Source organism: Kitasatospora sp. NPDC094028, assembly GCF_049543595.1.
Taxonomy (GTDB): Bacteria; Actinomycetota; Actinomycetes; order Streptomycetales; family Streptomycetaceae; genus Kitasatospora.
Genome location: NZ_JBMVFA010000019.1, coordinates 76352 through 88648, shown reverse-complemented (window position 1 = coordinate 88648; position 12297 = coordinate 76352). Strand labels below are relative to the sequence as shown.

General features: G+C 73.7%; 9 protein-coding genes. 6 read left to right on the top strand and 3 right to left on the bottom strand.

Translation table 11 applies throughout. The features are described 5' to 3' along the window. Positions 1-2: 2 nt before the first annotated feature. The 3 genes from ACPC54_RS25915 to ACPC54_RS25905 form a co-directional block, all read right to left on the bottom strand. Positions 3-686, bottom strand: a complete 684-nt coding sequence (locus tag ACPC54_RS25915; protein ID WP_498968098.1) for a hypothetical protein — start codon at positions 684-686, stop codon at positions 3-5. 124 nt (positions 687-810) lie between these two features. Next, entirely contained in the window at positions 811-1029 is a 219-nt protein-coding gene (locus ACPC54_RS25910; RefSeq protein WP_498968096.1) for a hypothetical protein, read from the bottom strand. Positions 1030-1129: 100 nt separating this feature from the next. Then, positions 1130-5023, bottom strand: coding sequence for an amino acid adenylation domain-containing protein (locus ACPC54_RS25905; RefSeq protein ID WP_498968095.1), 3894 nt, complete (start codon positions 5021-5023; stop codon positions 1130-1132). Positions 5024-5288: 265 nt separating this feature from the next. On the opposite strand from ACPC54_RS25905, the gene ACPC54_RS25900 reads away from it, so the two are divergent. From ACPC54_RS25900 to ACPC54_RS25875, 6 genes are all read left to right on the top strand, one after another. Further along, positions 5289-6029, top strand: coding sequence for a GNAT family N-acetyltransferase (locus ACPC54_RS25900; protein WP_498968093.1), 741 nt, complete (start codon positions 5289-5291; stop codon positions 6027-6029). Between the two features lie 331 nt (positions 6030-6360). Then, positions 6361-7623: a MurT ligase domain-containing protein gene (locus tag ACPC54_RS25895; RefSeq protein ID WP_498968092.1), complete on the top strand. Its 1263-nt coding sequence runs from the start codon at positions 6361-6363 to the stop codon at positions 7621-7623. Between the two features lie 46 nt (positions 7624-7669). Then, positions 7670-8398, top strand: a complete 729-nt coding sequence (locus ACPC54_RS25890; RefSeq protein WP_498968090.1) for a type 1 glutamine amidotransferase — start codon at positions 7670-7672, stop codon at positions 8396-8398. Positions 8399-8747: 349 nt separating this feature from the next. Continuing rightward, the gene (locus ACPC54_RS25885) at positions 8748-9773 is read left to right on the top strand and encodes a 6-phosphofructokinase (protein WP_498968089.1); all 1026 of its coding nucleotides are present in this window, start codon (positions 8748-8750) and stop codon (positions 9771-9773) included. Between the two features lie 76 nt (positions 9774-9849). Next, on the top strand, positions 9850-10845 hold the full coding sequence (locus ACPC54_RS25880) for a 2-hydroxyacid dehydrogenase (RefSeq protein ID WP_498968087.1): 996 nt from the start codon (positions 9850-9852) through the stop codon (positions 10843-10845). A gap of 161 nt (positions 10846-11006) precedes the next feature. Beyond that, positions 11007-12173 (top strand): serine hydrolase domain-containing protein, encoded by a 1167-nt coding sequence (locus ACPC54_RS25875; protein ID WP_498968086.1) that lies wholly within the window; start codon positions 11007-11009, stop codon positions 12171-12173. Positions 12174-12297: the final 124 nt, after the last annotated feature.

Sequence of the window (12297 nt, the reverse complement as noted above, 5' to 3'; positions counted from 1 at the left end):
GCTCAGTCCTTGTTCTCGACCTCGACGGCGGTCCGGACCTCCAGCGCACGCCCGGCCAGGTCCGCCGGCCGGACCTCACCCGTCAGGTCGTCGACGATGCCCACCGTGGTGCCGTCCGCCCATGCGCAGACGGCCGTCCGGGACCCGTCCTGGGTGGGGACCGTCGCGCATTCGAGCGCGCCCCCGAGCGGGCCGGTCGGGTAGTCCTGGCGGTCCGTCACGCTCTTGCCGGACACCCCGGGGGCGGACGGGGTGCCGAAGTACCTGTCCAACTGCGTCCGGGCGTCCGGGAAGCTCCCGGTCAGCCCGATCACCAGCAGGGTGCTCCCGCTCGACCCGCCGGTGCCGTAGCCGGCCACCGCCAGCTCCCGGTAGGGGCGCAGCGCGGTCAGCTTCCGCTCGAACTCGCTCCGGATGGTGGTGACGATGTCGTCGTCCGGCATCCGCGCCTGGTCGCCGATCCGGTCCGCCAGCACGATCCGGTGCGGCGTCGGGCCGCCCGCCCCGGTGACGGCGGCCACGGTCAGGGCGGTGAACAGGCCCACGACCACCACGGCCGCGGCGATCAGCTTCGGCGACACCCGGCGGTACCAGGGCAGCGGCGCCACGGGCTCCAGCGTGTTCGCCCAGATCGCCTGCAGGCCGGTCGGCCGGTCGTCGGAGGCGGTGGTGTCGGTCTCGGTCATGTCGTCATCATCCAGCGGGCCAGCGGGAAAAGGGGCGGACGAGCCGAACACCAGCACGATCGGCAGGCGCTCAGCGTACGTCAGTTCACTGACAACCCGTCCGCCCCTTCGCCGAGGACCCTGCTCAGCCCCCGGTCGACGGCCGCACGACGCACGCCGAGTCGGCGAGCGTCGAGCCGAAGCCGCCGAGCAGGCCGGAGACCACCGACTTGCAGGCGGCGGCCTCCTGGGCGTTCTTCGGCCCGTTGTTCTCGGTGGCGGCGGCGGACTGGGCGAAGGCCAGCGGGACGGCGAGCAGCAGGGCGCAACAGGCCGTGGCCAGTGCGGAGTTCCTGACGGACATGGGGGAGCCCTTCGGATCGGGACGGATTCGGCGGAAAGCCGAGCCATCCCTATCCGAAGGGGCTCCCGTGCTCACGGATTCTGAGCCGTCCGAGGGCGTGTCAGCACTCTTCCGCCCGGCGCTCCACGGCCCGGATCGCGGCGGCGAGTTCGAGCACGCCGTGCTCCTTCAGCACCGCGTAGTGGTCGCCGACGAGTTCGACCACGGTGGGCGGGGCGGCGCTGTAGCCGCTGCTGCCCTCGATGAAGGAGTAGTCGTCGCCGGCCGCCTTGAAGACGGTGACCGGCGCGGCCAGCTGCCGCTCGGCCAGCTCACGGAAGCTGTAGTCGAACTCGTAGGTCTCGCCGACGATCCGGGTGATCCGCCGGATCAGCTCCTGGTCCAGCTCCGGCAGCATCCGGTGGACGAACCGGACGAAGCCGTCCTCGTCCGCCGCCTCGGCCAGGCAGCGCTCCCGGTCCGGTCCGCCGATCGTGCCGGCGAACACCGAGAACAGGATGGTCAGGTACGCCGGGTTGGCGAAGGAGGATTCCCGGCCCCACCGCTCGCCGTCGCGGGCGCGGACCTTCGGGTTGCCCGGGCAGATCAGCAGCAGGTTCTCCACCCGCTCGCCGGCCTGCTCCAGCTGCCAGGCCGCCTCGAAGGCGACCCGGGCGCCGAAGGAGTAGCCCCACAGCGTGTACGGGCCCTCGGGCTGCACGCGCCGCAGCTCGGCGACGTCCGCCGCGGCCATCTCGCGGATGGTCGGGTACGGGGTCTCCCCCGCGTTGATGCCGTGCGACTGGACCCCGTAGAAGGCGCGGCCCGCGCCGGCCTCGCGGCCGAGCACCCGCAGGTTCATCGGGTAGCCGCCGAGCCCCGGCCAGCAGAACACCGGGGGCCGGCTGCCGCCCGGGCCCGGCTGGTCCGGGCTGAGCGGGACCAGCCGGGAGACGGCGCCCGCGGCGCCGCGCAGGTCCCGCTCGACCCGGGCGGCCAGGTCTCCCAGCCGCGGGCACTCGAACAGCACCTGGAGCGGCAGCGCGGTGCCGAGCTCGCGGTTGATCCGGTTGACCAGGGCGACGGCGATCAGCGAGTTGCCGCCGGCCGAGAAGAACTCGTCGGTGAGCGAGACCTCCTCGTAGCTCAGCGCCCGCCCCCAGAACCCGGCCAGCCGGCGTTCCACCCCGCTGCTCGGAGCGACGTACTCGCCGCGGACGTCGGCGGTGCGCACCGCGTCGGAGGCGGCGAGCGTCTTGAGGTCGACCTTGCCGTTGGCGGTCAGCGGCAGCGCGTCGAGCACCAGCACCCGGTTGGGCAGCATGTAGTCCGGCAGCAGGGTGGCGAGTTCGTCCTTGATGATCTCGGCCGGGCCCTTCATGTGGACGGCGTCCTCGCGCATGTCCTCGCCGCGGATCTGCTCCTCGCTGACCTTCCCGCCGAGGAAGAAGTACGACGGGCCGGCGGCCAGGCCGGCCGCCTCCAGGATCCCGTCGACGCGGCGCGCGGCGGGCAGCGGGTGGCCGCTCTTGGAGCTGTAGCCGGAGGACATGAAGCCCAGGCCGAGGCCGTTGCGCTGGAGGCGGTGCGCCTGGGTGCCGAGCGCGATGTACTCCAGCCACTCCTCGCCCGCGCCGGCCCGGCCGACCGCGGTGACGCCGAAGGAGGCCCGGGCGTACACCGACTGGTTGATCGCGATCACGTGCCGGGCCTCGACCAGCTCGTCCGCGAGGTGCGTCAACTCGCCGTCCGCGTACCGGTAGAAGCCGGCCGGCAGGCCGTCGATCCGGCCCTCGTGGGCCTGCAGGTACAGCTCGACGGGTATGCCGCGGCGCTCGCCGCCGCCGCGGCCGACCTCGAAGGCACCCAGGTAGTGGTCCTCCTCGGCGACGTCCAGGCGCGCCCGGGCGGCCGGGTCGAGGCCGAGCGGCCGCACGGCCAGCCCGTACTCGGGCAGCACCTCCTCGAAGACGCCCAGCATGTGGCCGGTCTCGAACTCCAGCACCTCGCGGATGTTGTTCTTGTACACCGGCTCGATGGCGGCGTTCTTCCCGGCGAAGTGCAGGGTCAGGTAGGGCTCCGGGCGGGTCGGCGCGTCCGCGGTCCGGATCAGGGTGTGCTCGACCGGGTGGTAGTAGTACACGCCGGCCGCGAGCCCGTCCAGGCCGCCGGTCTCCAGGTACAGCTGGGTCGCGTACAGCGCCCCGGGCGAGGCGTAGGCGTACTTGGGCAGCAGCCGCTCGGAGCTGTGGAACTGGCCGAACCACCGCAGGATGCGGCCGAGTTCGGGCAGGCTCAGCAGCGCGAGGTCACGGCCGAAGGTGCCGGCCGGGCGGGGGGCGAGCAGCGCGAGCAGGTCGTCCCGGGTGACCGGGCCACCCTCGTAGAAGCGGTAGGTCTTGCGGGCGAAGACCTCGCGGCGCTGGCCCTCGGTCTCCCGGCGGCCGGGCAGCTCGACCCGCTCGCGCCCGGCGAGCCGCGCGGCGTCGCGCAGGCCCGGGTCGGAGAGCTGGGCGCGGACCTGCAGCCGGCTGGCCTTGGACTGGTGGTGTCCGCCGTGCACGCCCTGGTCCATCAGGGCGGCCTCGCGCGGGTTGAGCTCGACGCAGGCGACCAGGTTCTGGTGCCCGGTGCGCTCGTCGGCGGTGACGACGGCGGCGGAGCGGCGCACCCAGGTGTGCTCCTCGATCGCGCGGGCGATCTCGTCCAGCTCGACCCGGTGGCCGCGCAGCTTGACCTGGTTGTCGACCCGGCCGGCGAACTGGATGGTGCCGTCCGGGTTCCACTGCGCGAGGTCGCCGGTGCTGTACAGCCGCTCGGCGGGGGCGAACGGGGAGGAGACGAAGCGCTGCGCGGTCAGCTCCGGCCGGTTGAGGTAGCCGCGGGCCAGCTGGACGCCGCCGATGAAGAGCTCGCCGACGCCGCCGAGGCCGACCGGAGCCAGCTTCTCGTCCAGGATGTAGACCTGGGTGTTGTCCACCGGGCGCCCGATCGGCACCGAGCCGCTGCCGTCGCCGGGGTCGGTCTGGTCGACGAGCTGCGCGGTGGCGTTGATGGTGCACTCGGTCGGGCCGTACAGGTTGACCAGCGCGGCGCCGGGCAGCGCCCGGCCCAGGTCGTGGGCGAGCCGCCGGGACAGCGCCTCGCCGCCGGCGAACACCCTGGTCAGGCTGGTGCACTCGGTGAAGCCCTCGGTCTCCAGCAGGGCCCGCAGCAACGTCGGCACGCACTGCAGCGTGGTCACGCCGTGCCGGCGCACGGCCGCCACCAGCGCCTCCGGGTCCCGGTGCAGGCCCGGCGCGCCGGCCACCACGCGCGCGCCGACCGCCGGGGCCAGGATCTCCCACTGGGCGGCGTCGAAGCTCATCGGGGTCTTCTGCAGCACGGTCACCTCGGTGTCGAGGTGCCCGGCACCGAGCAGCCAGCGCAGCTGGGAGACCACCGAGCGGTGCTCGATCATGACGCCCTTGGGGCGGCCGGTGCTGCCCGAGGTGTAGATGACGTAGGCCAGTTCCTCCGGCTGCGGGCCCTCGCCCTCGACCCGGGCGTGCCCGTTCCGCGCCTCCTCGACGGTGAGGACGGCGGTGCCGCGCGGGGCCAGCGCGGTCAGCCGACCCCGCAGGTGCTCCTGGGTGAGGACGACCCGGGTGCCGCTGTCCTCCAGCATGAAGCGCAGCCGGTCCTCGGGGTACTCGGGCGCCAGCGGCAGGTAGCCGGACCCGGCGTACAGGATGCCCCAGGCCCCGGCGACCAGGTCCGTGGACGGTTCGGCGAACAGGCCGACGCAGCCGTCCGGGCCGGCGCCCAGCTCGCGCAGCCGCGCGGCGAGCCGGCGGGCCTGCTCGGCCAGTTCCAGGAAGGACAGCTCGCGCCCCTCGCCGACCACGGCCGGGGAGGCGGGCCGGACGCGGACCTGACGGTCCAGCAGGTCGGTCAGCGCGCTGCCGGCCGGTGCCCGGCGGGCGTGTGGGACGGCAGGGGTGTCGGTGCGGGGGGCGAACGGGGTCACAAGCATGGGAAAACCTTTACTGGACGGTAAGTTGACACCTGGCGGTATTGCTGGTGCAGGCTCCACCGTCGTGCGCCCGATGTCCCGGCCGCAAGGGTTATAGGTCTGGACCTCTGGCCGATTTGTCCCGCGGATTGGCGCGATTCCACTCCTGCGGGTCGCACCTCCCGGGCGCCGGGGCGTTCCCGGCCACGTCACCGCGAGTCCCGGGCATTCGTGCGTTCACGATCACGTAACCGGACGGAAGCGCGGTCTCGGTAGCGTCAGCGGCATGACGGCATCACGCACTCGCCTCGAACGGCTCTGGAACCGGTCCTTCCGCAGGTCCGACCGCAGGTGTGCGTCGCCCGAGGGCCAGGCCGCCCGGCTGCCCGCGCTCACCGGCGGCCCGTTCCGCCTCGCCCGCCCGCACCCGCCGGTCGACCGGCACCCGGCGCCGACGCCCCCGGCCATGCCCCCGCTGCCGCAGCTTCCGCCGCTGCCGGAGGGCCCGTCCCGGTTGTCCCTGCCGGATGGGACCGAGCTCCTGGTCCGCCCGGCCGGTCCCGGCGACCGGGCGGCCGCACTGGCGATGCACGACCGCTGCTCCCCCGCCTCGCTGCGGCTGCGCTACCACGGCCCGGTCCGCGACGCCGGCCGCCACCTGGACCACCTGCTGGACGGCCGGCACGGCCACAGCCTCGCCGTGACGGCCCCGGACGGGCGGATCGTCGCGCTCGGGCACCTGATGTGGGACGACGGCGAGGCCGAGCTGGCCGTCCTGGTCGAGGACGCCTGGCAGCGGCACGGGCTGGGCACGCTGCTGCTGCGCCGGATGGCCGCGACGGCCCTGGCCGCCGGGATCGGCACGGTGTACGCGGTCACCCACGCGGGCAACACCGGGCTGATCGCCGCGATGCGCCGGCTGGCCGCCCCGCTGGACATCAGCGCCGAGGGCGGCACCCTGGTGATCACCGCCACGCTGGCGGCGGAGCCGGAGCCGGCCGCGCCCGCCGGCCGGGCGGGCCGCTGATCGGATCGTCACTGCGGCGCGGATCCGATCATCACTCCGACGCCGGTCGGATCGTCACTCCGGCGCCGCCCCACCGGCCCGGCGGGCCCGACCGCCCCGCGCGACCGGGAACCCCGCACTGCCCCGCGGCGTCCTCCTCCACGACCGGCCCGTCCGTACACCGCCCTCCTCGACGGCCCGTCAGCAGCCCCGCCGGCCTCGTCGCAGCAGGCAGCGTGGGGTCCGGTTCGTCGAGCCGGGCGGCGGAGTCGGTAGGCTGATCCCGTCCCCGCCGCCCTCCGGCCTGTAGTCCGGCCCCGGGCGGTGCCGCAGCAAGGAGGAACCACTGAGCATGGCAGGCACCGAATCGGAGCCCACAGGCGCACGCGACGCCTCGCTGCCGGCCCGCGCGAAGATCGCGGTCACGGCCGGGCGGGTCGCCGCCGCGGTGTCCCGCAAGGCCGGGCGCGGAAGCGGCTCGGTGATCGGCGGCAAGGTCGCCCTCAAGCTCGACCCCGACCTGCTCGCCACCCTCGCCGACCACCTGGACGTCGTCCTGGTCAGCGCGACCAACGGCAAGACCACCACCACCCGCCTGATCGCCGAGGCGCTGCGCGCCGCCGGCCCGGTGGTCTCCAACGCCCTCGGCGCCAACATGCCGGCCGGCATCACCTCCGCCCTCGCGGGCGGCACCGACGCCCGCTTCGGCGTCATCGAGGTCGACGAGAAGTACCTGGCGATGGTCGCCCGCGACACCCGCCCCAAGGCGATCGCCCTGCTCAACCTCTCCCGCGACCAGCTCGACCGCGCCGCCGAGACCCGGATGATGGCCGAGAAGTGGCGCGAGGGCCTGCAGGACACCGAGGCCGTGGTCATCGCCAACGCCGACGACCCGCTGGTGACCTGGGCCGCCTCCTCCTGCAAGAAGGTGGTCTGGGTGGCCGCCGGACAGGCCTGGAAGGAGGACGCCTGGTCCTGCCCCGCCTGCGGCGGCGTGATGCAGCGCCCCGGCGACGACTGGTTCTGCCAGGACTGCGGCTTCCGGCGCCCCAACCCGCACTGGGCGCTCCAGGGCACCCACGTGATCGACCCGCAGCGCGGCGCCTGGCCGATCCAGCTGCAGCTGCCCGGCCGGGCCAACCTGGCCAACGCCACCACCTCGGCCGCCGTCGCCGCCGTCTTCGGCGTCGCCCCGCAGGTCGCGCTGGAGCGGATGCAGTCGGTGGCCGCCGTGGCCGGCCGCTACGACGTCGTCCAGTACCAGGGCCGCGACATCCGGCTGCTGCTGGCCAAGAACCCGGCCGGCTGGCTGGAGACCTTCTCGCTGATCGACGGCCCGCCGGCCCCGGTCATCCTCTCCGTCAACGCGCTCGACGCCGACGGCACCGACACCTCCTGGCTGTGGGACGTCGACTACGAGCGCCTCGCCGGGCACCCGGTGTTCGTGATGGGCCAGCGCAAGCTCGACCTCGCCGTCCGCCTGGAGGTCGCCGGGCTGCAGTTCCACGTCGTGGACTCGCTGGAGCAGGCCGTCCGGATGGCCCCGCCCGGCCGGATCGAGGCCATCGCCAACTACACCGCCTTCCAGCAGCTGCGGAAGGTCGTGGCCGGCTGATGCCGGGCCCGCACCCCCCTCTTTACGTGACGGAAGGCCTTCGAGGATGAGTGAGAGCAGCCTGCGCGTGGTCTGGGTCTACCCCGACCTGCTCAGCACCTACGGCGACCGCGGCAACGCCCTGGTCGTGGAGCGCCGGGCCCGCCAGCGCCACCTCAACGTGACCCGGATCGACGTCCGCTCCGACCAGGCGATCCCCACCAGCGGGGACATCTACCTGATCGGCGGCGGCGAGGACCGCCCGCAGCGGCTGGCCGCCGAGCGGCTGCGCGCCGACAGCGGCCTCGTCCGGGCCGCCGAGAACGGCGCGATCATCTTCGGCGTCTGCGCCGGCTTCCAGATCATGGGCCACGAGTTCATCAACGACCTCGGCGAGCGCGAGCCCGGCCTGGGCCTGCTCGACGTCTGGACCACGCGCGGCGAGGGCGCCCGCTGCGTCGGCGACGTGCTGGCCGACGTCGACCCGCAGCTCGGCCTGCCGCAGCTGACCGGCTTCGAGAACCACCAGGGCGTCACCCAGCTCGGCCAGGGCGTCCGCCCGTTCGCCACGGTCAGCGTCGGCCGGGGCAACGGCACCGGCGACGGCACCGAGGGCGCCTGGCGGGACACCGTCTTCGGCACCTACCTGCACGGCCCGGTGCTGGCCCGCAACCCCGCCGTGGCCGACCTGCTGATCAGGCTTGCGCTCGACGTCAACGCCCTGCCGCCGGCCGACACCACCTGGTACGACGCGCTGCGCGCCGAGCGCATCGCGGCCACGACGCGCCCCGCGTAGTACCCCGCCACGCCCCGGCCGGTTGCCCGCATTGCGGGCAACCGGCCCGCGGGCGGCCCCGGACGTACGACAATGGGGCTGCCTACTGCACACCCTCCTCGGCAGCAGGCTGCACTTCCGCGCGGGGGCGCCGACGGCGCCGCTCCCGCGTCGGCTCCTGCCCGGCCGGACCAGGGGCCGTATGCTCGACCTCGCGGCCGTTCCCGGGCGTCCCGTCCGGATCGGCCGGTGCTTCACCTCGCGGCCACCTCCCCCGCCCTGCGGCGCGGGAGCGCCCCGCCACGGTGGCGGCTCGTCGTCACAGCCTGGAGTCCGGCCGTTCCTCGGTTGCTCGGGAGTTGCAAAGCTAATGCGTATCGGAGTGCTGACCAGCGGCGGTGACTGCCCCGGACTGAACGCGGTGATCCGTTCCGTGGTGCACCGGGGGGTGGTCGACCACGGCGACGAGATCATCGGATTCCAGGACGGCTGGCGAGGTCTCCTGGAGGGCGTCCACCGCCCGCTGACCCTCGACTCGGTGAGCGGCATCCTGGCCCAGGGCGGCACCATCCTCGGTTCCTCCCGGGTGCAGCCCAGCCACCTGCGGGACGGTGTCGAGCGGGCCAAGAAGTACTGCGCCGACCTCGGCATCGACGCCGTCATCCCGATCGGCGGCGAGGGCACCCTCAAGGCCGCCAAGCTGATGAGCGACGCCGGGCTCCCGGTCGTCGGCGTCCCGAAGACCATCGACAACGACATCGCCGCCACCGACGTGACCTTCGGCTTCGACACCGCCGTGTCCGTCGCCACCGAGGCGCTGGACCGGCTTAAGACCACCGCCGAGTCCCACCAGCGGGTCATGGTCGTCGAGGTCATGGGCCGGCACACCGGCTGGATCGCGCTCAACGCCGGCATGGCGGCCGGCGCGCACGCCATCGTCGTCCCGGAGCGCCCCTTCCACATCGACAAGCTGACCGAGGTCGTGCGCGAGCGCTTCGACCGGCAGAAGAAGTTCGCGATCGTGGTCTGCGCCGAGGGCGCCAAGCCCGAGCCCGGCACCATGCACTGGGAGGAGGGCACCAAGGACATCTACGGCCACGAGCGGTTCACCGGCATCGCCACCCAGCTCTCCCGCGAGCTGGAGCACCGCCTCGGCAAGGAGGCCCGCCCGGTGATCCTCGGCCACACCCAGCGCGGCGGCACCCCGACCGCCTACGACCGGGTGCTCGCCACCCGCTTCGGCTGGCACGCCGTCGAGGCCGTCCACAAGGGCGCCTTCGGGCACATCACCGCGCTGCAGGGCACCAACATCAACCTGGTGCCGCTGGCCGAGGCCGTCGCCGAGCTGAAGACCGTCCCGCAGGAGCGCTACCAGGAGGCCGAGACGGTCATCTGACCGCCCCCTCCGGCGCCCCCGGACCCACTTTCCCGGTCCGGGGGCGCCATCGCCGCCCGCCCGTTAGCGTGGGCGCATGGAGATCCTGGCGTACGGGGTGCAGGCCGACGAACGGCCGCTGCTGGAACGGGCCTTCGCGGGCCGGCACGGGCTGCGCTGCCTGGACGTGTTCCTCAACCGGGACACCGCCCCGCTGGCCGCCGGCTACCCGGCCGTCAGCAGCAGCGTCAACGCCGTCCTGGACGCGCAGACGCTCACCGCGCTCGCCGCCGGGGGCACCCGGCTGATCGCCCAGCGCTCGACCGGCTTCAACAACATCGACCTCGACGCCGCCGCCGGCCTCGGCCTCACCGTCGCCCGGGTCTCCCACTACAGCCCGTACGCCGTCGCCGAGCACGCGTGGACGCTGGCGCTCGCCGTCAACCGGCGGATCGTCCGGGCCGCCGGGCGCACCCGGGAGTTCGACTTCCGGCTCGACGGTCTGCTCGGCCGGGACGTGCACGGGATGACGGTCGGCGTGGTCGGCACCGGCAAGATCGGCGAGTGCTTCGCCCGGATCGCGGCCGGCTTCGGCACCGAACTGCTCGGCTGGGACATCGCGGAGAACCCAGTCTGCCGCCAACTCGGCATGACCTACACCGAGTTGCCCGAGCTCCTGGCCCGCGCCGACCTGGTCAGCCTGCACGTGCCGCTCCTCCCCGCCACCCGCCACCTGATCGACGCGGCGGCCCTGGCCCGGATGAAGGACGACGCCATCCTGGTCAACTCCAGCCGCGGCGGCCTCGTCGACAGCGCCGCCCTGGTCGAGACCCTGCGCGCCGGCCGCCTCTCCGGCGTCGGCCTCGACGTCTACGAGGAGGAGACCGGCGTCTTCTTCACCGACCGCTCCCTCCAGGGCATCACCGACGACGTGCTCGCCCGCCTGATGACCTTCCCGCAGGTCCTCGTCACCAGCCACCAGGCCTACTTCACCGCGACCGCGGTCGGCCAGATCATCGCCGCCACCCTGCGCAACGTCGACGACTTCGCCGCGGGCCGCACCGGCGAGAACACCCTCGTCCCCAAGACCTGACCCGGGTGCGCGCCGGGAGCACGGTCCTGGCCGGGGGCGGCTCCCGGAGCCCGCTCCCGGGCGCGGTCTCGTCCCGGGTGCGGACGAACTCCCCCGCCCCCGAATGGTCCTCTTGATCAAGGCCGGGAATCACCCGGGCCATTCATCGGAGGGGTCCATTCGTGTACGAGCACACACCGCACAGCCGCTTCCCGCGCTCCCGCCGGGGCAACCGACACCGGGCGGTGGCGGTCGTGACCGCGGTGGCCGCCGGGGTCATGACGGCCGGGGCGCTGGCACCGACCGCGGCGTTCGCGGGCGGCAGGCCGGACAGCGTCCAGTCGAGCCTGAACGCACTGGTCAAGGACGACGGGATGCCCGCCGCGCTGGCCTCCGCCAAGGGCCGCGACGGCCGCACCCGAACCTACACCGCCGGCGTCGGCGACCTCGCCACCGGAGCCAAGGTCCCCGTGGACGGGCAGGTACGGATCGGCAGCAACACCAAGCCCTTCACCGCCGTCGTCGTCCTCCAGCTCGTCGCCGAAGGAAAGGTCGGCCTGGACTCCCCCGTCGAGACCTACCTGCCGGGCCTGCTGCGCGGCGACGGCATCGACGGGCGGAACATCACCGTCCGTCAGCTGCTCCAGCACACCAGCGGCCTGCCCGAGTACGTGGACAAGGGCTCGATCCTCGCCGGCCCGAAGCGGTACTTCGAACCGCGGGAGCTGCTCGACGCGGCCCTCGTCCAGAAGGCTCACTTCGCCCCGGGCACGCGCTGGGAGTACTGCAACACCAACTACCTGATGGCGGGCCTGATCATCCAGAAGGTCACCGGACGGCCGCTCGGAGAGGAGATCAACCGGCGCATCGTCGACCGCGTCGGCCTGCGCCACACCTACTTCCCCACCCCCGGGGACATGAGCATCCGCGAGGCCCACCCCAAGGGTTACCACCAGGGCGCCGACGGCTCGGTCCGCGAGTACACCGAACTGGACCCGTCCTGGGGCTGGGCGGCGGGCGCCGTCGTCTCCACCGAAACCGATCTCAACGCGTTCTACGCCGCGCTCCTCGGCGGCCGGCTCCTGCCCGCGGCGCAGCTCGCCGAGATGCGCACCACCGTCCCCGCCGACGAGGTGGCTCCGGGCGTCCGCTACGGGCTGGGCCTGATGAGCCGGCCGCTGTCGTGCGGCGGCGTGTACTGGGGCCACGGCGGGACCATTCCGGGCTACGACACCTCCGGGGGCGCCACCGACGACGGCCGCGCCGTCAGCATCACGGTGACCGCGATCCCGAGCGACCCGGTCAAGCAGCACGTGTGGGCCGCGGTGGACTCCGCCCTGTGCCGCTGACCCTCCCCGCTCCAGCCTGAGCCGGCCCGATCCGGCCCGATCCGGCCCGAGCATCCGCACCGGTACGGCCGGCGGGTTCTGCGCGCGGAACCCGCCGGCCGTACCGATTCCACCCTCCAGCAAG

Coding starts and splice junctions, on each gene's coding strand:
- ACPC54_RS25910 (WP_498968096.1), bottom strand. CDS start 1,029: ATGTCCGTCAGGAACTCCGCACTGGCCACGGCCTGTTGCGCCCTGCTG.
- ACPC54_RS25905 (WP_498968095.1), bottom strand. CDS start 5,023: ATGCTTGTGACCCCGTTCGCCCCCCGCACCGACACCCCTGCCGTCCCA.
- ACPC54_RS25880 (WP_498968087.1), top strand. CDS start 9,850: ATGGAGATCCTGGCGTACGGGGTGCAGGCCGACGAACGGCCGCTGCTG.
- ACPC54_RS25900 (WP_498968093.1), top strand. CDS start 5,289: ATGACGGCATCACGCACTCGCCTCGAACGGCTCTGGAACCGGTCCTTC.
- ACPC54_RS25890 (WP_498968090.1), top strand. CDS start 7,670: ATGAGTGAGAGCAGCCTGCGCGTGGTCTGGGTCTACCCCGACCTGCTC.
- ACPC54_RS25895 (WP_498968092.1), top strand. CDS start 6,361: ATGGCAGGCACCGAATCGGAGCCCACAGGCGCACGCGACGCCTCGCTG.
- ACPC54_RS25915 (WP_498968098.1), bottom strand. CDS start 686: ATGACCGAGACCGACACCACCGCCTCCGACGACCGGCCGACCGGCCTG.
- ACPC54_RS25885 (WP_498968089.1), top strand. CDS start 8,748: ATGCGTATCGGAGTGCTGACCAGCGGCGGTGACTGCCCCGGACTGAAC.